Origin of the sequence: Pantoea sp. SoEX (genome assembly GCF_009829945.1) — a bacterium.
Lineage (GTDB): Bacteria > Pseudomonadota > Gammaproteobacteria > Enterobacterales > Enterobacteriaceae > Pantoea_C.
The window spans coordinates 317,625-341,214 of sequence record NZ_SZZT01000001.1 but is presented as its reverse complement, the minus strand read 5'-3'; the positions used below and the strand labels follow the sequence as shown (position 1 = coordinate 341,214).

Annotated in this window: 17 protein-coding genes and 3 tRNA genes; 10 read left to right on the top strand and 10 right to left on the bottom strand. The window is 27.4% G+C overall.

The features are described 5' to 3' along the window. The 7 genes from FD726_RS01470 to FD726_RS01440 form a co-directional block, all read right to left on the bottom strand. The coding region (locus tag FD726_RS01470) for a hypothetical protein (RefSeq protein WP_159989804.1) at positions 1–657 on the bottom strand (657 nt) is incomplete at its 3' end. A gap of 32 nt (positions 658–689) precedes the next feature. After that, positions 690–3,281: a leucine--tRNA ligase gene (gene leuS / locus FD726_RS01465; protein ID WP_159989803.1), complete on the bottom strand. Its 2,592-nt coding sequence runs from the start codon at positions 3,279–3,281 to the stop codon at positions 690–692. Positions 3,282–3,844: 563 nt separating this feature from the next. Further along, positions 3,845–4,330: an rRNA maturation RNase YbeY gene (gene ybeY / locus FD726_RS01460; protein ID WP_159989802.1), complete on the bottom strand. Its 486-nt coding sequence runs from the start codon at positions 4,328–4,330 to the stop codon at positions 3,845–3,847. Positions 4,331–4,446: 116 nt separating this feature from the next. After that, complete coding sequence (gene miaB, locus FD726_RS01455; RefSeq protein ID WP_159989801.1) at positions 4,447–5,790, bottom strand: tRNA (N6-isopentenyl adenosine(37)-C2)-methylthiotransferase MiaB; 1,344 nt, start codon at positions 5,788–5,790, stop codon at positions 4,447–4,449. A 296-nt stretch (positions 5,791–6,086) separates the two neighbouring features. Beyond that, positions 6,087–6,158: transfer RNA gene (locus FD726_RS01450), tRNA-Gln, on the bottom strand. Between the two features lie 31 nt (positions 6,159–6,189). Next, positions 6,190–6,271, bottom strand: a tRNA-Leu gene (locus tag FD726_RS01445). A 6-nt stretch (positions 6,272–6,277) separates the two neighbouring features. Continuing rightward, positions 6,278–6,354: transfer RNA gene (locus FD726_RS01440), tRNA-Met, on the bottom strand. A 1,336-nt stretch (positions 6,355–7,690) separates the two neighbouring features. Here FD726_RS01440 and glnS point away from each other — a divergent pair. Beyond that, positions 7,691–9,364, top strand: coding sequence for a glutamine--tRNA ligase (gene glnS / locus FD726_RS01435; RefSeq protein WP_159989799.1), 1,674 nt, complete (start codon positions 7,691–7,693; stop codon positions 9,362–9,364). A gap of 64 nt (positions 9,365–9,428) precedes the next feature. Here the strand turns inward: glnS and fldA are convergent, their stop codons facing one another. After that, positions 9,429–9,950 (bottom strand): flavodoxin FldA, encoded by a 522-nt coding sequence (gene fldA, locus FD726_RS01430; RefSeq protein WP_159989798.1) that lies wholly within the window; start codon positions 9,948–9,950, stop codon positions 9,429–9,431. A 383-nt stretch (positions 9,951–10,333) separates the two neighbouring features. Beyond that, positions 10,334–11,617, bottom strand: a complete 1,284-nt coding sequence (locus tag FD726_RS01425; RefSeq protein ID WP_159989796.1) for a citrate synthase — start codon at positions 11,615–11,617, stop codon at positions 10,334–10,336. Between the two features lie 490 nt (positions 11,618–12,107). On the opposite strand from FD726_RS01425, the gene sdhC reads away from it, so the two are divergent. The 9 genes from sdhC (at position 12,108) to nadA (ending at position 22,845) form a co-directional block, all read left to right on the top strand. Continuing rightward, the gene (gene sdhC, locus FD726_RS01420) at positions 12,108–12,488 is read left to right on the top strand and encodes a succinate dehydrogenase, cytochrome b556 subunit (protein ID WP_159989795.1); all 381 of its coding nucleotides are present in this window, start codon (positions 12,108–12,110) and stop codon (positions 12,486–12,488) included. Further along, positions 12,482–12,832, top strand: coding sequence for a succinate dehydrogenase, hydrophobic membrane anchor protein (gene sdhD, locus FD726_RS01415; protein ID WP_159989794.1), 351 nt, complete (start codon positions 12,482–12,484; stop codon positions 12,830–12,832). The genes sdhC and sdhD overlap by 7 nt, the downstream gene beginning before the upstream one ends. Then, a complete protein-coding gene (gene sdhA, locus FD726_RS01410) occupies positions 12,833–14,599 on the top strand; it encodes a succinate dehydrogenase flavoprotein subunit (protein ID WP_159989793.1) in 1,767 nt (588 codons plus the stop codon). A gap of 17 nt (positions 14,600–14,616) precedes the next feature. Beyond that, on the top strand, positions 14,617–15,330 hold the full coding sequence (locus FD726_RS01405) for a succinate dehydrogenase iron-sulfur subunit (RefSeq protein ID WP_159989792.1): 714 nt from the start codon (positions 14,617–14,619) through the stop codon (positions 15,328–15,330). A gap of 158 nt (positions 15,331–15,488) precedes the next feature. Next, positions 15,489–18,293 (top strand): 2-oxoglutarate dehydrogenase E1 component, encoded by a 2,805-nt coding sequence (locus tag FD726_RS01400; RefSeq protein WP_159989791.1) that lies wholly within the window; start codon positions 15,489–15,491, stop codon positions 18,291–18,293. Positions 18,294–18,309: 16 nt separating this feature from the next. Then, positions 18,310–19,512, top strand: a complete 1,203-nt coding sequence (gene odhB, locus FD726_RS01395; RefSeq protein ID WP_159989790.1) for a 2-oxoglutarate dehydrogenase complex dihydrolipoyllysine-residue succinyltransferase — start codon at positions 18,310–18,312, stop codon at positions 19,510–19,512. 56 nt (positions 19,513–19,568) lie between these two features. Then, the gene (gene sucC / locus FD726_RS01390; RefSeq protein ID WP_159989789.1) at positions 19,569–20,753 is read left to right on the top strand and encodes an ADP-forming succinate--CoA ligase subunit beta; all 1,185 of its coding nucleotides are present in this window, start codon (positions 19,569–19,571) and stop codon (positions 20,751–20,753) included. Next, the gene (sucD, locus tag FD726_RS01385; RefSeq protein ID WP_159989788.1) at positions 20,737–21,606 is read left to right on the top strand and encodes a succinate--CoA ligase subunit alpha; all 870 of its coding nucleotides are present in this window, start codon (positions 20,737–20,739) and stop codon (positions 21,604–21,606) included. The genes sucC and sucD overlap by 17 nt, the downstream gene beginning before the upstream one ends. 174 nt (positions 21,607–21,780) lie before the next feature. After that, complete coding sequence (gene nadA, locus FD726_RS01380) at positions 21,781–22,845, top strand: quinolinate synthase NadA (protein ID WP_159989787.1); 1,065 nt, start codon at positions 21,781–21,783, stop codon at positions 22,843–22,845. A 47-nt stretch (positions 22,846–22,892) separates the two neighbouring features. Here nadA and gpmA read toward each other — a convergent pair whose 3' ends face one another. Beyond that, positions 22,893–23,588: a 2,3-diphosphoglycerate-dependent phosphoglycerate mutase gene (gpmA, locus tag FD726_RS01375; RefSeq protein ID WP_159989786.1), complete on the bottom strand. Its 696-nt coding sequence runs from the start codon at positions 23,586–23,588 to the stop codon at positions 22,893–22,895. Positions 23,589–23,590: the final 2 nt, after the last annotated feature.

Sequence of the window (23,590 nt, the reverse complement as noted above, 5' to 3'; positions counted from 1 at the left end):
TTTATGAACTATAGGATTCGTAGCTTTATGAACTATAGGATTCGTAGCTTTATGAACTATAGGAGTTTTCGATAACTTGCTGCTGAAACCATGCCTTATAAAATGTAAAAACTTGCTGATTGTCGAATTTAATACTACTCTCTTAACTTTAACTTTTGATTTATATGTATAAAATAATTTATTCATAAGCACATGAGCAGTATGTTTATTTATCTCTTTAATGATCAAAGGATAATTTTTTTTAAAACTACCAAAATAATGACAGAGAGAATTATTACTATTAACAAATATTGGATGAAAAATACCATCTCCAGGTAATTTAAAACTGGCCTTTACCTTAAATACAAATTGACAATTTAATGGAAATCCGTCATCTCCAAGATGAATAGCAGTACCGTAGTGTTCTAATAAAGGATAATTAAATATCAAAACAGGAAATTTTTTACGATTTTGCAACGTATCTTCCATTATTTTAACACGATTATATAATAATCCTTCATATAGATCACTTAAAATTGGATTATGTTTTTGCTGATTTTCGATAATTATTTCCCTAAATCCTAGTGGTGCATGATAAATACGAAACGATTCCATACTACAACTAGTTACCATCAATATCATTAGTGATATGAATATTTTATTAATTATTTTCCTCATTTTATTTCCCTATTTTAATGAGTAATAAAATTTTAATTAGTAACAAAGTTAATTAGTTTATCTGGTATATATATAACTTTGCGAATAACCAATCCATCAATATATTTTATAATCTTACTGCTTTTAATAGCCATGTTTTGTATTGCTTCTTGTGTAATATTTTTATCTGTAATTAAAATCTTATCTCTTAGTTTTCCATTTATTTGCACCAATATTAAAAAAGAATTATTAATGGTTACAAGTTTATAAGGAATTGGCCAAGATGATTCATCTATATTTCCATGTCCTCCTAAATGTTTCCACAATACATAACAAATATGAGGAGTAAATGGGTAAAGAAGACGTGTCACTACCAATAATATTTCTTGCATTAAAGCTCTATCTTCCTTACTATCTTCATATTTAAAATTATGTATTAATGTATTGACTAATTGCATAATCGCAGAAATAGCTGTATTGAAAGATCTACGACGGTCGATATCATCAGTTACTTTGATGATAGTATTATTTAATTTTTTTAATAATACATTTTGATTATTATTAAGATCAGATAATATTAAAGAATAATTGTTCCCCTTTTGTATATGTTTAAATACTAAAGTCCAAAAACGTTTTAGAAAACGATTTGCTCCAATTATACCAGATTCTTTCCATTGTAATGTCATTTCTACTGGTGCTGCAAACATAATAAACAAACGTAAAGTGTCGGCTCCATATCTATTAATTATATTTTGTGGATCAATTCCATTGTTTTTAGATTTAGACATTTTATTCATGCCGTCATAAACTAGTATATTACCTTTATTATCAATTGCTTCTATAATTTGACCTAATTTATTCCTTTTAATATTAACATTTTGTGGAGATATCCATTCACGTTCACCATTTTTTTTAATATAATAAAAAGAATCAGATAATACCATACCTTGACAAAGAAGTCTTTTTACAGGCTCATCACAGTTTAAAAAACCAGCATCTCGTAATAATTTATGATAGAAACGAAAATACATCAAATGCATTATTGCATGTTCTATGCCGCCTATATATTGATCTACTGGTAGCCAATAATTTGCTGCTGAATAATCTACCATTCCTTTCTTGTAATTAGGACATGTATAACGAACATAATACCATGATGATTCTATAAAAGTATCAAAAGTATCAGTTTCTCTAAAAGCAATTTGATTATCTAATTTTATTCTATTCCATTTTAAATCAGTCTTAAGCGGATTTTTTATTCCATCCATAATAACATTTTCAGGCAATACAACAGGTAGGCATTCATGTGGTACAGGTTTTAGAGTTCCATCTTCTAATGTTACCATAGGAATGGGTGTGCCCCAATAACGTTGACGCGAAATATTCCAATCACGAATACGGTAATGAACTTTTCTTTTACCGATCTTCTTTCCTATTAATGTTTCAGAAATAATCCTAACTGCATTTGTATGATTCAATCCATCAAATTTACCTGAATTAAATAATACACCTTTTTTTATCATGGCTGATTTACTTACATTTGGTTTACTACCATCAATATTTAAAATAACTGGTTTTATAGGTAAATTATATTTAGTAGCAAATTCCCAATCTATTTGATTATGGGCTGGAACTGACATTATAGCGCCTGTACCATAATCTTCTAAAACAAAATTAGATACCCAAACTGGAATTATTTGACCAGTTAAAGGATGAATTGCTAACAAATCTGTCATTATTCCCTTTTTCTGGATTTTTGAAATATCAGCTTCTGCTAGTTTGGTATTACGACATTTTTCGATAAAATTGAAAAGATTAATATTATTTTTTGAATTTTTTAAAACTAAACAATGATTTATTGATAAATTAATATAAGTTACTCCAATAATAGTATCCGGACGTGTAGTATATATTGTTACTTTTTCTTTACTATCAAATATTTCAAAAGTAATTTCAATACCTTCAGATCTACCAATCCAATTACGTTGCATAACTTTAACTTTTTCAGGCCATCCTTTTAAATTTTCTAAATCATTTAGCAACTCTTCTGCATAATCAGTTATTTTCATAAACCACTGCGATATTTCTTTAATTTGTACTTTATTATCACAACGCCAGCAACAACCATCGATTACTTGTTCATTAGCTAATACAGTTTGGTCTTTGTCACACCAATTAACCTTTGCTATTTTTTTATACACAAGACCTTTTTTATAAAGTTTTATAAAAAACAATTGTTCCCAATAATAGTAATCTGGTTTACAAGTAGTTAATTCTCTATTCCAATCATAACCAAATCCCAAAGATTTTAATTGTTTTCTCATATAGAAAATATTTTTATAAGTCCAAACTGAAGGAATTGTGTTATTTTTAATTGCAGCATTTTCTGCTGGTAATCCAAATGCATCCCAACCAATTGGCTGTAATACATTTTTACCAAGCAAACGCTGATATCTAGAAATTACGTCTCCGATAGTATAATTTCTTACATGACCCATATGTATGTTACCAGAAGGATAGGGCAACATAGATAGACAATAATATTTTTCTTTTTTCTTTTGTTCAGTTACATTAAAAGTTTTATTTTTATCCCAAAGATTTTGAACTTTAATTTCGATATCTTTAGGAACATATTCTTTTTGCATGTATAAATGTAATCCTTAATTTAATTATTGAATATCATAATATAATTAAAATTATTATCAAAACAATTTTTTAATAACATTTATTATTGTATCTTAATCTATAAATATTATAAAATATAGGTAAAAAGTAATAATAGTTTCAAATATAATAATAGATTTACGATCGTGCAATCTATTATATTTCAAATTCATTCAGAGCTACTGTTTAATAAATCCTATATTTAGGAATGAGGATATCATATATAAATTGAAATGATATTTTGAATTTTATTATTGGATATTCAATATTTATAAAACTTTCTTAATATTAAGAAACAAATAAAAAATTAAATGTGTATATATAGTGATTAAATATTAATATTACAATAAATTAATTTAAGTAATATCAATTATAACATGTTTTAATTACGGTTAATAAATATATAATATTATAAAAATTTTAACACATTGTTTTGTTTGCTAATAAAATAATATATTCAGTTAATCATTTTTCATTAAATATATTACTATGGAAAATAGAAAAAACCAAACAAGATAATATATGATTACATGAATACTGTTATTTAATAATCTAAATAATAAGGATTAGGATATCCTAGAAGAGACATTATTTTAATTTCAATAGATTCCATTTTTTTAGCTTGATATACTTTATAATGATCATAACCAAGCAAATGTAATGTGCCATGCACTACCATATGTGCTAAATGACATTCAATACTTTTTCCTTGTTCTGCGGCTTCTTTTTGTATAATTGGAAAACAAATCACTAGGTCGCCTAATAAAGATAAATTGATCCAAAGAGGTTTTTCAAAAGAAAATGACAGAATATTAGTTGGTCTTCTTTTTCCTCTATATTTTAAATTAAGATTATAACTTTCTTTTTTATCCACTAAACGTATAGTTATCTGTGCTTGTATTTGAAAATAAAATAATATTGTTTTTACCCATTTTTGAAATTTTAATTTATTAGGTATATCGTTACTTTTATAAATAATCTGTAAATCAATAATACTGTTATTATAAATTAATTTTTTATTTGCTAACATATAATTTTATTATGTAAAGTAATATTTTACTTTATTTTAATTTAAAAATAAAATAAATATAATAATCATTAATATTTTAATTATTGGTATACATTTAATGTAAAGCTGGTATTGTATTATAAATTAATATCATTTTCCACATTTATTAATTTTCCTTTTAAAAAATGAATGTTACTATCTGTAATTTTTACATCAACAAATTTTCCTATATTATTTGATGAACCATTGAATACAACTACACGATTATTTTCAGTTTTGCCTGATATTGATTCATTATCATGTAAAATTTTATCAACTAGGACACGTTGTATCGTTCCGAGCATTTTTTCACTCCATTGTTTTGCTTGTTTATTTATAATATTTTGCAATATATATAATCTATATTTTTTTTCTTCCTCTTTCACTTTATCTGGTAAATAAGTTGCTGGCGTTCCTGGCCTAGGAGAATATAAAAAACTAAAACTCATATCAAAATTTATTTCTGATATAAAATTAATAGTCTGATCGAAATCATATTTAGTTTCTCCAGGAAATCCTACAATAAAATCAGAGCTGATTTGAATATTAGGTCTAGCTTTCGTTAATTTTTCAATTATAGATTTATAATATGATATAGTATGAGATCTTTTCATTAAATTTAATATACGATCAGAACCACTTTGTACAGGTAAGTGTAGAAAACTTGCTAGTTTTGGTGTATCTTTGTATACCTCAATTAAATCATCTTTAAATTCAATTGGATGACTTGTAATAAAACGGATCCTATCAATACCTGTAATTGATGCTACTAAGCGTAATAAATTAGCAAAAGTATAAATTTTCCCACTTTTTTCATCAAACCAACGATAAGCGTTTACATTTTGTCCTAATAAAGTTATTTCCCTTACTCCTTGCGCTGCTAATTCAGAAATTTCTAGTAATATATCAATGCTTGGACGACTTACTTCTTCTCCTCTAGTATATGGAACTATACAAAATGCACAATACTTGTTACAACCTTCCATAATAGAAATATAAGCACTAGGAGAGTGCGATATAGTTTTAGGAAACGATTTAAACTTTTCTAGTTTTGGAAAACTAACATCAACAATTGCATTTTTAGTTTTATAAAATTTGTTAAGCATTTCTGGTAAACGATGAAAAGTTTGTGGTCCAAAAACAATATCCACGTAAGGTGCACGCTCTATAATATATTCACCTTCTTGTGAAGCAACACAACCACCAACTCCAATAATTAAATTGTTGTTATTTTTTTTTAAATGTTTCCATCTACCTAGTTGATGAAAAACTTTTTCTTGAGCTTTTTCTCTAATAGAACATGTATTTAATAGTAAGATATCAGCATTACTAGATTCTTTTGTTATAATACAATTTTGATTTTTCTGAAGTAAATCTACTATTTTAGATGAATCGTACTCATTCATCTGACAACCCCAAGTTTTAATATATACTTTTTTCATTCTATATTTAATTCTTTAAAAATTATATTATTATTTTAATATGATAAACACAATAAGATATTTTTATAATATATGATGTTTCGCTCAATATAATTCTTTCTTAAGGAAGAGATTATGTCATATATAACAAGGCAATGATTTAAAATATACATTATAATTTTTTACATGAAAAATTCATTTTATTAATGTTTTTTAAATGTTATTTAATAATATTAAATAACATAATATTTCAATGTAATAATTATCTATTTTAAATAGCTAGATATTATTAATAAATTTAAAAATATTAAAGAAAGCTGGGGTACCTGGATTTGAACCAGGGAATGCCGGTATCAAAAACCGGTGCCTTACCACTTGGCTATACCCCAATTACATTAATCAATCACATACATAACGTAATGCGGAAGGCGAGACTTGAACTCGCATACCCAAAAGTGCCAGAACCTAAATCTGGTGCGTCTACCTATTTCGCCACTTCCGCAATGAATGGTAGCTACGACGGGAATCGAACCCGTGACCCCAGCGTTATGAGTGCTGTGCTCTGACCGACTAAGCTACGTAGCTACGGTATTGGATCTACGAGACAATTGTATTATGATAATTTAATTATATTCCGTCAACTAGTTTTTTTCTTAAAATATTTTTCTATATGTTTCTTAATTAAGAATTATTTACATTTAATATGTATTTTTCTATTCTAAGATCATAGTCATATATTTTATTTGCTAGATTAACGTTAGTTTCTAATATCAAGGAATATTACATCTAAAAAAACATTTACTCCCTTTTCTAGTATAACATAGCTTTATTAACACACAAACAATTGAATATATTCAAAGGTAATAAATTACGAATATTTGCTTCATAAAATTATTTAGTAATAGGAGTTTTATTGAAGAGAAGATAAACACAAAATATTTCATCATCAACCTGATGAATATCATTTTGATTACTATAAATCTAATTTTATGCGATATCAAATACATCGGTATTTTAAGTCATTACTGTATTAACATTTAACACCATATGTTTACGAGATGATAAAAATCAAATTTCTAAATATAGATAACTTTTAATTTTAAACAACAAGAAAGTTTAATATTTTTCAATATATATTTTTGTTTAATTCTATTTATAATAATAGTTATTATAAATAGAATTAAATTATATTATAATATTCTATGGTACATCATCACATTAATTTATTAAAAATTAGTTATATTATTTTTAACATTTTCTTATTTGACACGAATAGGTGTAAAATAAAGACATATCTTATTTTTAATATTAAATAAATCAATTAAGTAGTAAATTTATTTTTTAATCTTGATAAAGAACAAAAATAGCTAACCAACAATCAGAATTGTCGTGAAATTAGTAATTATTTTCAATATTATTACTTAATTTATGATGATTATAAATTTCACCATTTACAGATAATATATTAATTTTATTATAATTTATATAGGTTCATTGCCATATTTTCAATTATTGATAAACGGTTTTGTACTAAAATTATTTTGGATCAAAATATTTCATTGTTTTATTGCGCATTTCATTTAAATTTTTTTATAATCCAATATTCTAGATATTGAAAATATAAATTATTTCTGATTTTTTACATTAAAATATGTTATTGTTAATAAGTAATATATTTTATACACATTATTTTTTAGATATTACACAATAATATATAAAAATTATATTTTTTTAATTTATATAATACTTTACCTATATATTAAAAAATTAAAAATTATTTATATTATTCTAACTAATTTAGTTAATAAATTTCATTATACAATAATTTATCTTACATATGAAATTAATTATTATAACAAATTTTTATCAAGCTAAATTTATAATTAAGATTTCATTTTTTTAAGGACAAGAAGTAATTAAAATGAAAAAACAGAAACACAAATACACTAATTTCATTCGTCAAATTATAGATAAGGATTTATCACTAGGTAAATATGACAATATATGTACTCGTTTTCCACCAGAACCAAATGGTTATCTTCATATTGGTCATGCAAAAGCTATATGTTTAAATTTTGGGATAGCAAAAGATTATAATGGTACTTGCAATTTACGTTTTGATGATACTAATCCAGTAAATGAAAGTAATTATTTTATTGAATCCATAAAGAAAGATATACTATGGTTGGGTTTTAATTGGAATAAAAATGTTTGCTATACATCAGATTATTTTAATGTAATATATGAATATGCAATTGAACTTATCAAAAAAGGATTAGCATATGTAGATGAATTAACAACACAAGAAATAAAAGATTATCGGGGAATATGGAACAAACCAGGAAAAAATAGTCCTTATCGTTATAGAACAGTAGAAGAAAATTTATTGTTATTCGATAATATGCGTAAAGGTTATTTTAAAGAAGGTAAGGCGTGTTTGCGTGCTAAAATTGATATGTCTTCTAATTTTATAGTAATGCGAGATCCAGTATTATATAGAATTAAATTTTTTGAACATCATCAGACTAAAAATAATTGGTGTATTTATCCTATGTATGACTTTGCTCATTGTATATCTGATGCTTTAGAAGGTATTACACATTCTTTATGTACGTTAGAATTTTTAGATAATCGTAGGCTTTATGATTGGATATTAAGCAATATTTCCATTGCAACACGTCCTAACCAATATGAATATTCTAGGTTAAATTTGGAATATTCAGTGCTATCAAAGCGAAAATTAAGTCAATTAGTAATTAAAAAATATGTTGAAGGTTGGGACGATCCTCGCATGCCAACTATTTCTGGATTACGTCGTCGCGGTTACACTCCATCTGCAATTCGTGAATTTTGTTGTCGAGTAGGAGTAACAAAACAACAAAATCTTATTGAAATAAATTTATTAGAATCATGTATTCGTGATGATCTTAATAAAAATGCACCTCGTGCTATGGCAGTATTGAACCCAATAAAATTAATTATCCAGAATTTACCATCATCTTTTGAAAAAGATATTGTGATGAAAAATCATCCTAGTAATATAGACATGAATACTCGTATAGTAAAATTTAGTAATCAAATTTGGATAGATAGAGCTGATTTCCGTGAAAAACCTGACAAAAATTATAAACGTTTAGTTCTTGGGAAAGAAGTACGTTTACGTAATGCATGTGTTATTAAATCAAATTTTGTAACTAAAAACAAAAAAGGAGAAATTACTTGCATATATTGTACTTGTGACTTAAATAGTCTAAATGAATTAAACATAACTAATTGTAAAACCAAAGGAATTGGTATAATTCATTGGATATCAATATTACATTCCATACCTGCAGAATTCCATTTATATAACAATTTATTTAATATAAAAAATCCAGAGATAGAAGAGAATTTTCTTGATAAAATAAATCATGAATCATTACAGATCAAATATGGATACGTAGAAAAAAGCCTTCAAAATGCACCATCTACCAAACCATATCAATTTGAAAGAGAAGGATATTTTTGTGTGGACCACACTCACTCTAATAAAGAGCATTTAGTATTTAATCGCATTGTTAGTTTACGTGATAATTATACAGAATTAAAAGATTAAAATTTGTCATTTAACATATCTTTAAGTTATTAATATCTAAATGTTATAAATTTTTAATAAAAATTTATATTTTTTTAATTTTACATTCATTTAAAATTTGTGTGACCCATTTATGTACTCGTTCTTTAGTAAGATCTGGTTGGCGATCTTCGTCAATTGTTAATCCTAAAAAGATTTTTTCATTTAAGAGAGCTTTTGAAGCTTCAAATTGATAACCTTCATTGGACCAATGTCCTATAATTTTTGCATTATTAGATGATACAATATTATGTATAATTCCTATAGCATCACAAAAATATTCTGTATAATCTTCCTGATCTCCACAACCAAATAATCCTACCATTTTATTTTTAAAATTTATCTCTTTTAATGTCGGAATAAAATCATCCCAATCACATTGAACTTCTCCATAATACCAAGTAGGACTTCCTATTAAAATAATATCAAACATTTCTATGTCTTCTTTACTACTTTTAGCTATATCAAAAATTTTTGATATATTATTACCTATTTTTTTTTGTATCATTTTGGCAATATTTTCAGTATTACCGGTATCACTACCAAAAAAAATTCCTATATCAGCCATAAATAGAAAATCCTTTGTTAAAAATACTAAATTATTAATGTATATAAATATAGAAACACTTTCATATTAAAATTATCTTATCATTAAGAAAATTAATTATTTTAAGCATATTAATTTTTAAATATCATTTAAACAATGTAAGTTATTGGTTATGTTATCATAATTGCAAAATTTGTATTACAAATAATAACAATTTACTAGTGATTATTAAAATAATTTTAGTATTAATTTGTAAATAAATTGAAAAAATTCAAAAATATTGAAATTATTTCAAAAAATAACCAAAGTTTATGTTTTTAAAAAATAAAATGTTTAATTAACGATAATTAAGTGATTATACTATACAATAATTGAGCTATTATTGCTACATTAAAAAATAATGTTTAATCAGATAATCTAGAAATGAATTTACGCTCAACATATCCAGTATACAATTGACGAGGTCTAGCAATTTTCATGTTATTATCATGCATTTCTTTCCAATGTGCAATCCAGCCTACAGTACGAGACACAGCAAATATTACTGTAAACATTGATGAAGGAATACCCATTGCTTTTAATATAATACCAGAATAAAAATCTACATTCGGATATAGCTTTCGTTCTATAAAATATGAATCGTTTAATGCAATTTTCTCTAGTTCCATAGCAACTTCTAAAAGATCATTTTTCATACCTAGTTCATTTAGAACTTCATGACAGGTTTCACGCATAACTTTTGCACGAGGATCATAGTTTTTATATACACGATGACCAAAACCCATAAGACGAAAAGAATCTTTTTTATCTTTTGCACGTTTTATAAATTTTGTTATAGAATCAACTTTATTAATTTCCTCTAGCATATTTAAACAAGCTTCATTAGCTCCACCATGTGCAGGACCCCAAAGAGAAGCTATACCTGCGGCTATACAAGCAAAAGGATTAGCTCCAGAAGATCCTGCAGTACGAACAGTAGAGGTAGATGCATTTTGTTCATGATCAGCATGTAATATTAGTATGCGATCCATAGCTCTTTCTAAAATAGGATTTATCTCATAAACTTCACATGGAGTAGCAAACATCATATGTAAAAAATTACCAGCATAAGAAATATCATTACGTGGATAAATAAATGGTTGACCAATAGAATATTTATAACACATAGCTGCTACTGTTGGCATTTTAGATAATAAACGAAAAGCTGCAATTTCTCGATGTCGTTCTATGTTTACATTAAGTGAATCGTGATAAAATGCTGCTAATGCCCCTGTAACACCACACATGACAGCCATTGGATGAGAATCTCTACGGAAGCCATTTAATAATCTAGTAATTTGTTCATGAATCATTGTATGACGTATCACGATTTTACGAAATTTTTCGAACTGTTGTTTTGTAGGAGCTTCACCATTTAGGAGAATATAACAAACCTCTAAGTAGTTAGATTGTGTAGCTAATTGATTGATAGGAAAACCCCTATGTAGTAAAATACCCCTATTTCCATCAATAAAAGTAATTTTAGATTCACAAGATGCAGTAGAAGTAAATCCAGGATCAAATGTTAGTAATCCTTTAGAGTTTATATTTCTTATATCAATTACTTTTTGACCTGAAGTATCTTTTAATATACTTAATTTAATTGTTGTATTATTTTGTAAAGTGAGTGTTATTGTTTCATCGGTCATGTACTATAAAATCCATATTAATTTTATCGTAATATTTAATTTAGATTAAATAACAATTAATTGCCAGTATTGTTTTATTTTATAATAATTAAATTCTTATGAATAAGAATTATACGATTAAGTTGTCAAAAATTATAAAAAACTGTAGAATTAAATTCTAAAATTTACATATATTAGAAACAATAATTAAATTATTTAATGTTCTAACAGAAATTAATTTAACAAATAATTTAATTTTGAAATTAACATACACCGTAAGTTTTATTAGATAATTATTAACAAGTTATAAAATAAAATATTTCACTTATCATTACCAATATATTAAAATATAAAAATAAAAATTGATAATTATCAATTTTTATTTAAAAATAGTAAAATATTCTTACTTTAAGAATTGTAATCAATATTATGATCCATTTATACTTAGAGTAATTATTTTAATCAATATGACAAACAATTAAATTAATTTATATTAAAATTAACGCCAATAATGAACAAGTCAAGACCTATCAACTTAAAATTATCGACGATTTACTTTCCTATTACAGCCATATCGTCTATATTGCATCGCATTTCTGGTGTAATAATGCTATTTCTTTTTGGCATTTTTTTATGGTTATTAGATTTATCTCTTTCTTCTCAAGAAAATTTTCATTATGTTGAAATACTTTTTGATAATTTTTATTTCAGACTTACTATATGGAGTATTTTAACTGTTTTTATATATCATATAGTTAATGGAATTCGTCATATTTTAATGGATTTCCGATGGTTATCTGAAACATTAAAAACTGGTATTTTTTCATCTTATATAGTATTTGTCATTAGTATTTTATTTTCCATATTATTGGCCGGAGTTTTCATATGGTAAATGACACATCGGCTCTAGGCCGTAATAACGGTATTCGAGATTGGTTAATATTACGTATAGCAGCAATTATCATATTCTTGTATATAATTTATCTTCTTATTTTTTTTACTTATGTAAATCAATTTAATTACTATAATTGGCATAAATTTTTTGAATATATTTCAACTAAAATTTTTACCATGTTATTGTTATTTTCAGTTATATTGCATGCATGGATTGGAATATGGCAAGTATTAACAGATTATGTTAAGTATGTGGTTATGCGTATTATATTACAAACAATTATTATAGTAATATTAGCATCATATGCTATTTATGGATTTGCTATTGTTTGTGGAGGATAAATGAATTTACCAGTTAAAAAATTTGATGCTATTGTGATAGGTGCAGGAGGTGCGGGAATGAGAGCTGCACTTCAAATTACTAAATCAGGGAAAAATTGTGCTTTATTATCGAAAGTTTTTCCTACAAGATCTCATACGGTATCTGCACAAGGTGGTATTACTGTAAGTTTAGGTAACATACATAAAGATAATTGGGAATGGCATATGTATGATACAGTAAAAGGTTCTGACTATATAGGAGATCAGCATGCAATTGAATATATGTGTAAAAATGGTCCACAAGCAATTTTAGAATTAGAGCATATGGGTTTGCCGTTTTCTCGCCTGGAAAGTGGTCGCATTTACCAACGTCCTTTCGGTGGACAATCAAAAAATTTTGGAGAAGAACAAGCATCTCGTACAGCTTCTGCTGCCGATCGTACTGGTCATGCTTTATTACATACTTTATATCAACAAAATTTGAAAAATAAAACAAATATTTTTTCGGAATGGTACGTAATAGATTTAGTAAAAAATATAGATAATGCTATTGTTGGGTGTATTGCCATTAAAATTGAAACCGGTGAGACTGTTTATTTTCAAGCTAAAGCAACTATATTAGCCACTGGTGGTGCTGGAAGAATATTTCAATCTACAACAAATGCGCATATTAACACCGGAGACGGTATTGGTATGGTATTACGTCTAGGATTTCCTGTACAAGATATGGAAATGTGGCAATTTCATCCGACTGGAATAGCAGGATCTGGAGTTTTAGTAACAGAAGGGTGTCGTGGAGAAGGTGGATATCTACTAAACAAGCATAATGAACGCTTTATGGAACGTTATGCTCCAAATGCTAAAGATTTAGCTAGTCGTGACGTAGTTTCAAGGTCAATTATGATAGAAATTCGTGAAGGTCGTGGTTTCAATGGACCTCTTGGTCCTCATGTTCAATTGAAGCTTGATCATTTAGGGGAAAAAATTCTTGGTTCTCAGTTACCAGGTATTCTTGAATTATCTCGTACTTTTGCTAATATTGATCCTACAAAAACTCCAATTCCTGTAATACCCACATGTCATTATATGATGGGCGGCATTCCTACTAAAATAACTGGTCAAGTTATAAGAATTGACGAAAATGGTGAGGATATAGTTGTTCCGGGTTTATTTGCAGTTGGTGAAGTTGCCTGTGTATCTGTACACGGAGCTAATCGTCTTGGAGGTAATTCATTACTAGATTTAGTAGTATTCGGACGAGCAGTTGGTTTATGCTTAACTAAAAGTATAGAGGAACAAGGAGAACTGCGAAATCCTTCTAGGGAAGATATTAACTTTGCAATGATGCGTTTGAATTATTGGGAAAAAAATACAGAAGGAGAAAATCCAACTAATATTCGTAAAGAATTACAACATTGTATGCAAAATAACTTTTCTGTTTTCAGAGAGGGAAAATCGATGAAAAAAGGCATCCATGAGTTAAAAATTATTAGAGAAAAATTAAAGTCTGTTAAATTAGATGATCGTTCTAAGGAATTCAATACACAACGTATAGAGTGTTTTGAACTAGATAACTTAATGGAGACAGCATATGCAACAGCATTAGCAGCATATTACCGGACTGAAAGTAGAGGAGCACATAATCGTTTTGATTTTCCCAAAAGAGATGATAAAAATTGGTTATGTCACAGTATTTACTTACCAAATACCGAAAGTATGACTACTCGTAAAGTTAATATGTCACCTAAATTTCGTGATTTTTTCCCTCCAAAGGCACGTACTTATTAAATTGAGTAAAGATACCCATGAAACTTTGGTTTTCAATTTATCGATATAATAGAGAAATTAATGATAAACCATATATGCAAGATTATTTTCTTGATATCGAAGAGAATCAAGACATAATGGTATTGGATGCTTTAATTTCTTTAAAAGAAGAAAAGGATCCAACATTATCATTTCGTCGTTCATGTAGAGAAGGAGTTTGTGGTTCTGATGGTATGAACATGAACGGTAAAAATGGACTAGCTTGCATAACTCCAATATCAAAATTAAAAAATAAAAAACAAAAAATAATTATACGTCCCTTGCCAGGATTACCAGTTATACGTGATTTAGTTGTAGATATGGATCAGTTTTATTTTCAGTATGAAAAAATTAAGCCTTTCTTATTACATAATAAAGAAGATAATCCTGTAAACGAATATATTCAGTCACCAGCTCAACGTGAATTATTAGATGGATTGTATGAATGCATTCTTTGTGGTTGTTGTTCTACTGCATGTCCTTCTTTCTGGTGGAATCCAGATAAATTTATTGGTCCAGCCGGATTATTAACACTTTATCGTTTTTTAGCTGATAACAGAGATACTGAAACAAATAGTCGTCTTAAAAATTTATGTAATTCTTTTAGTGTTTTTCGTTGCCATAATATAATGAATTGTGTCAGCGTTTGCCCAAAAGGACTAAATCCAACAAGAGCTATTAATAAAATTAAATTAATGTTATTAAAAAAATAAAAATTAGTAATATTTATTGTAAATAATTTTATTATTTTTTGTATAATTTAATTTCTTCTTTAAAATTATTATAAATGACCTCCAAAATAATGATATTAAAAAAGCTACAATACTCAAATGCTTTTATTAACATCATAATTAAAATTTAAGAGATTATAATGCAAAATAGAGCGGTAAAATCTTGGCTAGAATCTTCATGGTTATTAGGTATGGATCATTACTACCTTGAAAAACTTTATGAAGATTTTTTAAAAAATCCTAGTTCTATTGATATAGAATGGAAATCAATATTTCAAAAATTAGTAAATTTAGAGAATGAATCAGAACAATTCCATTCTAATGTACGTGAATATTTTCGTTATGTATCAACCGATAAAAGTCGTTTTATTTCTGTCGTTCCTAAAAGGAATAATTATCAATACTTAAAAGTAATGGGATTAATTAATGCTTTTCGCATGTATGGTCATAAACATGCGAATTTAGATCCATTAGAATTATGGGAGAAAGATGTAATAAATGATCTTAATCCTTATTTTCATGAATTAACTGAAGATAATTTTAAGGATAGTTTTAATGTACATTATGGCGGATCATTAGAACACATAAAATTATCTAATTTAATTGCAAAATTAAGAAACACATATTGTCGTTCTATCGGTGTAGAATACATGCAAGTTAGTAGTTTAGAAGAAAAACTTTGGATTCAGAAATATATTGAAAAAACTCATCACAACAACGAGTTGTTTAGTATAACAGAAAAAAGAGAATTTTTGAAAGATTTAGTTGCATCAGAAGGATTAGAAAAATATCTAGGTGCGAAATTTCCAGGTACCAAAAGGTTCTCTTTAGAAGGTGGTGATGTTTTGATTCCTATGTTGCGTGAAATAATTCGCTATTCAGCTAAAAATGGAACACAAGAAATAGTTTTAGGTATGGCACATAGAGGGCGTCTAAATGTTTTAGTAAATGTATTTGGTAAAAAACCTAAAGATTTGTTTGATGAATTTACTGGTAAATATAAAAAAAATATAGGTTCGGGTGATGTTAAATATCACATGGGGTTTTCCTCTGATATTCAAATAAAAAATAGTTTATTACACTTAGTATTAGCCTTTAATCCATCTCATCTTGAAATTATTAGTCCAGTCATCATGGGTTCAGTACGCGCAAGATTAAATAGATTTTTAATGAAAAATAATAAAAACAAAATATTACCTATTACAATTCATGGTGATGCTTCTGTAAGTGCTCAAGGTGTAGTTCAAGAAACATTAAATATGTCTCAAACTCGAGGATATGAAGTAGGTGGTACGGTTCGTATTGTAATTAACAACCAGATAGGTTTTACTACTTCAAATGTTAAAGATGCACGCTCAACCAAATATTGTACTGATATTGGTAAAATTATATCAGCTCCTATTTTTCATGTTAATGCAGATGATATAGAATCTGTAATATTTGTTACTAGATTAGCTTTAGAATATAGAAATAAATTTGCACGAGATGTATTTATAGACTTAATATGCTATAGACGTCATGGACATAACGAATCTGATGAACCTACAGTTACTCAGCCTGTGATGTATGATAAAATAAAAAAACATCCAACTGTACGTAAAATTTATGCAGATTTTTTAGTAAAAAATAAGGTTATTTCTGAAATAGACCTAAAAGATATGATTACCTCTTATCGTAATGAACTTGAAATAGGTGAATGTGTTGTACCTAATATAGGAAATACTAATTTATGTAATTCAGTATGGTCAAATTATATTGATAACTTAAGCTTTAATGATAATTATAAATATTTTAATAATGTGCAAAATCTTCAAAAATTGGCACGTATTATTAGCTATATTCCCAAAGAAATTAAATTACAAGAAAGAGTATCTAAAATATATAATGATCGAAAAGAAATGGCAGAAGGTAAGAAAGGATTTGATTGGGGTGCAGCAGAAAATCTTGCTTATGCTTATTTGATAAATCAAGGGATTTCAATACGTATTTCAGGAGAAGACTGTAGTAGAGGAACTTTTTTTCATCGTCATGCAATTTTACATAGTCAAACTGACGGATCAACTTATATTCCTTTAAATTACATATCGAGTGAAAAAGGAAAATTTGAAATTTGGGATTCTGTTTTATCAGAAGAAGCTGTTCTTGCATTTGAATATGGATATTCTATAACAGAACCAAGAGTTTTAAACATTTGGGAAGCTCAATTTGGCGACTTTGCAAATGGAGCACAAGTAGTTATTGACCAGTTTATAAGTTCAGGAGAACAAAAATGGGGACGCTTATGTGGACTGGTTATGCTGTTACCGCATGGTTATGAAGGTCAAGGTCCTGAACATTCTTCTGCTCGTCTTGAACGTTATTTACAACTTTGTGCAGAGCATAATATACAAGTTTGTATTCCTTCTACACCAGCACAGATGTATCATATGTTACTTCGTCAAATTATCAGAAAGATACGTCGCCCACTGATTGTTATGTCTCCTAAGTCTTTACTAAGACATCCTTTAGTTAGATCAACATTAGAAGAAATGGCTACTGGAAAATTTAAATTGGTAATTGGTGAACAATTCAACATACATGCAAAAAATATCAAACGTGTGATAATTTGTTCTGGAAAAATTTATTTTGATTTACTTGAACAACGAAATAAAAATCAACAAAAAGAAATAGCTATAGTACGTATTGAACAACTATATCCATTTCCATATGATGAAATCAAGGAAATGTTAATATCTTATTCTCATGTAAAAGATTTTATTTGGTGCCAAGAAGAACCTCTGAATCAAGGTGCATGGTATTTTATACAGCATTATTTTAATGAAGTATTACCTTATAATGCTACATTGCGTTATGCTAGTCGTCCAGCTTCTGCTTCACCAGCAGTAGGTAGTATGTTAGTACATTATAAACAACAACAAGATCTGGTTAATAACGCATTGACTTGAATTAAAGGGAAAAATGATGAGTGTTTTAGAAATTATAGTTCCGGATTTACCTGAATCAGTTATTGATGCTTCAATAGCAACGTGGCATAAAAAACCAGGAGATAAAGTTAATATCGACGAAGTATTAGTAGAAATTGAAACCGATAAAGTAATAATAGAAATTCCGGCAATTGCTGACGGTATATTAGATAATATTTTAGAAGATACAGGTTCAATTGTAAAAGCGCATCAAATTATTGGTTTTTTAAAAAAAGCTACTGATTCTAACAATAATATTGATAAATTTAATAATCAGGGAAAAAATAAAGATATTAAAGATAATAAATTAAAATTACAAAAGGAAAAAAACAATACATTAAGTCCATCGGTTCGTAGATTTATAGCGGAACATGATGTAGACATTACAGAAATAAAATCTTTTTGCGATAATAACAAACAAATAAAAATTGAAGATGTAAAGAATTACTTAAATGATAAAGAAAAAAATAATGTAACAATTCAAGATAATTCAATTGTTAACCGAATTGAAAAACGTGTTCCAATGACAAGATTGCGTAAACGTATTGCAGAAAGACTGGTAGATGCTAAAAATAATACTGCAATGTTAACAACTTTTAATGAAGTAAACATGTATGAAATAATAAATATTCGTAAAAAGTATGGAGATATTTTTGAAAAAAATCATGGAGTTAGATTAGGTTATATGTCTTTTTATGTTAAAGCTGTTATAGAGGCATTAAAAAAATATCCTGAAATTAATTCTTTTATTGATAATGATGATATTGTTTATCACAATTATTTTGATATTAATATTGCTATATCAACACCAAGAGGATTAGTAACTCCAGTTATTAAAGATGCAGATTGCATGAACATGGCTGATATAGAGAAAAAAATAATAGAATTAGCCACTAAAGGTAGAGATGCGACACTAAAGGTAGAAGATTTGACTGGTGGTAATTTTACCATTACCAACGGAGGAGTTTTTGGATCGTTAATGTCCACTCCTATAGTTAATCCACCACAGAGTGCAATTCTTGGTATACATGCTATTAAAGATAGACCAATGGCGATACATGGAAAAATTATGATATTGCCAATGATGTATATAGCTTTATCATATGATCATCGTTTAATTGATGGTCGTGAATCCATTGGTTACTTAATTAAGGTAAAAGAAGGATTAGAAGATCCAATGCGTTTACTATTAGACGTATAATGTTAATTTTTTAGAAAAAAACATATCATAATCTGATATAAATGGATGTAATAACCATGAACTTACATGAATATCAATCAAAAAATTTACTGGCAAAATATGATATACCTATACCAAAAGGTTTCGTATGTACTAATTTACCCGAAATAAAAGAAGCATGCTGTAAAATTAGCAATAACTCATGGGTGATAAAATGTCAAGTACATTCTGGTGGTCGAGGTAAAGTCGGTGCTGTAAAAACATTAAATAACATTAAAAAAATTGAGAAATTTTTTGAACAATGGCATGGTAAATATCTTATAACTTATCAGACAGACAAAAAAGGACAATTAGTTAATAAATTTTTAATTGAAGAACACACAATCATTGATAAAGAACTTTATTTAAGTGCTACTATTGACCGTGAAACTTGCCGCATAGTTTTTATAGCTTCTATTCAAGGAGGTGTTGAAATAGAAAAAATAGCAAAAAAGATGCCCAATATAATTCATAAAGTGTTAATAGACCCTTTAACTGGACCACAGAACTATCAAGGTAGATTATTAGCTTTTAAATTAGGTTTGACAGGTAAACAAATATCACAGTTTACTAATATATTTCTAAAATTATCAAATATATTTGTTTCTTTAGATCTTATGTTAATTGAAATTAATCCTTTAATAATCAATAATAAAGGGGATTTAATTTGTCTAGATAGTAAATTAATAATTGATGATAATGCTTTATTTCGTCATTCAGAATTGATTGAACTATATGATATTACTCAACAAGATCAAAGAGAAGCATACGCAAGTAAGTTTGAATTAAATTATATCTCACTTGAAGGCAATATCGGTTGTATCGTAAACGGTGCAGGATTAGCTATGGGCACAATGGATATAATTAAATATTATGGCGGTAATCCAGCTAATTTTCTTGATGTTGGCGGTAGCGTGACTAAAGAACGTGTAATTGAAGCTTTTAAAATAATAATATCAGATATGAACATTAAATCTATTCTTATTAACATTTTTGGTGGGATAGTACGTTGTGATTTAATAGCTGATGGTATAATAGATGCAATAAATATTTTAAATATAGAATTACCTATTATTGTACGATTAGAAGGAAATAACGCTGAATTAGCTCATAAAAAGTTAATTAATAGTGGATTAAAAATCATTGTTATAAAAGATTTAGTACAGGCAGTTAAATCTTCTATTAGTTATTCTGCGGAGAACCAAAATGTCTATTCTGATTAATAAATCTACTAGAGTAATCTGTCAAGGTTTTACTGGAAAACAAGGAACTTTCCATTCTAAACAAGCACTCAAGTATGGTACTAAACTGGTTGGTGGAGTAACCCCAGGAAAAGGTGGAACTATACATCTGGGATTACCTGTATTTAACACAGTGTATGAAGCCGTTGAACATACGGGTGCTACCGCTACTGTAATATATGTTCCTGTACAATTTTGTAAAGATAGTATCCTTGAAGCAATAGATTCCGGTATAAAGTTGATTATTACAATTACTGAAGGAATCCCAACTTTAGATATGTTAATAATCAAAAAAAAACTAGATGAATCAGGAATCTGTATGATTGGCCCTAACTGTCCTGGAGTCATTACTCCAAATGAATGCAAAATTGGAATTATGCCAGATTATATTCATAAATCAGGTAATGTTGGTGTAGTATCACGTTCTGGTACTCTAACTTACGAAGCAGTTAAACAGATTAGTGATATTGGATATGGTCAGTCTACTTGTGTTGGCATTGGAGGAGATCCTATTGTTGGTTCTGATTTTGTGGATATATTAAAAATGTTTCAAGATGACTCACAAACAAAAGCAATAGTAATGATTGGAGAAATTGGCGGAGTATCTGAAGAAAAAGCAGCTATTTTTATCAAAAAATATGTTACAAAACCTGTTATAGGATATATAGCTGGAGTAACAGCTCCAAAAGGAAAACGCATGGGACATGCCGGTGCTATTATCTCAGGTGGTAAAGGTACTGCAGATAAGAAAATAGATTTACTTAAATGCGCTGGAGTTAATATTGTATTAAAATTAACAGATATAGGCTTAGCAGTAAAATCTGTTTTATCTTGATATTATAGTAATACATTTCTACAATTTTTAATATATGTATAGTATTTTTACTGTATAATATATTGATTTATTGTAGTATTATTATTTCAATAATGTAATATTTTGCCTAATATAATTTTTGAATACTTTAGTTTATTAATTAAAAAATATTTTAATTAATAAAATGAGCGAAATATGAAAAATACTTTATCTAACACTGAAACTGTATCGTATCCTTTATCAAGTAAATCAGATAAATTAAATAGTGAAGAAAAGGAGTTTTATTTAAATAAAATTAAAAGTCTTCTTAAGTCTCGTAACGCTGTTATAATAGCACATTATTATACTAACCCTGAAATTCAAAAATTAGCAGAAATTACAGGCGGATGTGTTTCTGATTCTCTTGAAATGGCTAGATTTGGCAGAATGTATCCAGCTACCACTCTATTAGTAGCTGGTGTAAGGTTTATGGGAGAAACAGCTAAAATTCTTAGTCCAGAGAAAAATGTATTAATGCCTACTTTAAAAGCAGAATGTTCTTTAGATCTTAGTTGCCCTATTGAAAAATTCAGTGCTTTTTGTGATGACAATCCAGATCGTACTGTAGTAGTTTATGCTAATACTTCAGCAGCAGTAAAAGCTCGTGCTGATTGGGTAGTAACTTCAAGCATTGCTATTAAATTAATTGAGTATCTTAATTTTTTAGGAAAAAAAATTATTTGGGCACCAGATCGTAATTTAGGCAATTATATTAAACAAAAATCTAATGCTGATATAATAAATTGGCAAGGTACTTGTATTGTTCACAATGAATTTAAAGTTAAAGCACTAAAACGGTTAAAGGTTTTATATCCTCATGCTGCTATTGTAGTACATCCAGAATCTCCTCAATCAATAATTGAATTAGCTGATGTTGTTGGATCTACCACTCAGTTAATTAATGCAGTAAAGATTTTACCTCATAAACAAGTAATTGTTGCTACTGATCGTGCTATTTTTTATAAGATGCAACAAGTTGTACCAAATAAAGAATTATTAGAAGCACCTACTGCAGGTGAAGGTGCAACTTGCCGAAGTTGTGCACATTGTCCATGGATGGAAATGAATAATCTTAAAAATATTTCTGACAGCCTTGAATTTGGCGGTTCTAAACACGAAATTAACATTGATCATAAATTAAGAACAGCAGCATTATTACCACTAAATCGTATGTTAAATTTCGCAAAAAAGATAAAATGTCACTTGAAGAATAATATTTGACTTAATAAAAAAATAAACATTAATTTTATATTATAATAAAAAATATCTTAATTTATATAATATTTATTTATAATGCTATCATTATTTCCAAATTCATATATTAATGGTTTAGCTGTTGGAATATTAATATTTAAAATATCTTTTTCGTTTATATTATCTAAATATTTTATTAGTGCTCTTAAAGAATTACCATGCGCAACAATAATAACTTTACTGCCTTTTCTTATTAAAGGTAAAATATTTTTTTCCCAATAAGGAACAACTCTATTAACAGTTGTTTGTAGACTTTCACTTAAAGGTAATTGTTCAGGTTTTAAAAAAGAATATTTTCGGTCATATCCAGAAAATTTGCAATCATAGTTTTTTATTTTTGGTGGAAATATGGTAAAACTGCGTCTCCATTGTTTAACTTGTTCTTCTCCATATTTTTTAGCTGTTTCTATTTTATTTAATCCTTGTAAAGCACCATAATGACGTTCATTAAGATACCAAGATTTTTCTACGGGAAGCCAAGTTTGATCTAGTTCATCCATAATATACCAGAGAGTATGAATAGCTCTTTTCAACATAGAAGTATAAGCAAAATCAAATAAAAAACCCTGATTTTTTAAAATATTAGCTGCTTCTTTAGCTTCTATACGACCTTGATATGATAGATCTATATCTATCCATCCGGTAAAACGATTTTCTTGATTCCATTGACTTTCTCCATGTCTGAGCAAAACTAATTTAGTTGATTTCATAT

What these genes read in the sequence shown, in the direction of transcription:
- leuS (WP_159989803.1), bottom strand. Translation starts at nt 3,281, where the DNA reads ATGCAAAAAGAATATGTTCCTAAAGATATCGAAATTAAAGTTCAAAAT.
- ybeY (WP_159989802.1), bottom strand. Translation starts at nt 4,330, where the DNA reads ATGTTAGCAAATAAAAAATTAATTTATAATAACAGTATTATTGATTTA.
- miaB (WP_159989801.1), bottom strand. Translation starts at nt 5,790, where the DNA reads ATGAAAAAAGTATATATTAAAACTTGGGGTTGTCAGATGAATGAGTAC.
- glnS (WP_159989799.1), top strand. Translation starts at nt 7,691, where the DNA reads ATGAAAAAACAGAAACACAAATACACTAATTTCATTCGTCAAATTATA.
- fldA (WP_159989798.1), bottom strand. Translation starts at nt 9,950, where the DNA reads ATGGCTGATATAGGAATTTTTTTTGGTAGTGATACCGGTAATACTGAA.
- FD726_RS01425 (WP_159989796.1), bottom strand. Translation starts at nt 11,617, where the DNA reads ATGACCGATGAAACAATAACACTCACTTTACAAAATAATACAACAATT.
- sdhC (WP_159989795.1), top strand. Translation starts at nt 12,108, where the DNA reads ATGAACAAGTCAAGACCTATCAACTTAAAATTATCGACGATTTACTTT.
- sdhD (WP_159989794.1), top strand. Translation starts at nt 12,482, where the DNA reads ATGGTAAATGACACATCGGCTCTAGGCCGTAATAACGGTATTCGAGAT.
- sdhA (WP_159989793.1), top strand. Translation starts at nt 12,833, where the DNA reads ATGAATTTACCAGTTAAAAAATTTGATGCTATTGTGATAGGTGCAGGA.
- FD726_RS01405 (WP_159989792.1), top strand. Translation starts at nt 14,617, where the DNA reads ATGAAACTTTGGTTTTCAATTTATCGATATAATAGAGAAATTAATGAT.
- FD726_RS01400 (WP_159989791.1), top strand. Translation starts at nt 15,489, where the DNA reads ATGCAAAATAGAGCGGTAAAATCTTGGCTAGAATCTTCATGGTTATTA.
- odhB (WP_159989790.1), top strand. Translation starts at nt 18,310, where the DNA reads ATGAGTGTTTTAGAAATTATAGTTCCGGATTTACCTGAATCAGTTATT.
- sucC (WP_159989789.1), top strand. Translation starts at nt 19,569, where the DNA reads ATGAACTTACATGAATATCAATCAAAAAATTTACTGGCAAAATATGAT.
- sucD (WP_159989788.1), top strand. Translation starts at nt 20,737, where the DNA reads ATGTCTATTCTGATTAATAAATCTACTAGAGTAATCTGTCAAGGTTTT.
- nadA (WP_159989787.1), top strand. Translation starts at nt 21,781, where the DNA reads ATGAAAAATACTTTATCTAACACTGAAACTGTATCGTATCCTTTATCA.
- gpmA (WP_159989786.1), bottom strand. Translation starts at nt 23,588, where the DNA reads ATGAAATCAACTAAATTAGTTTTGCTCAGACATGGAGAAAGTCAATGG.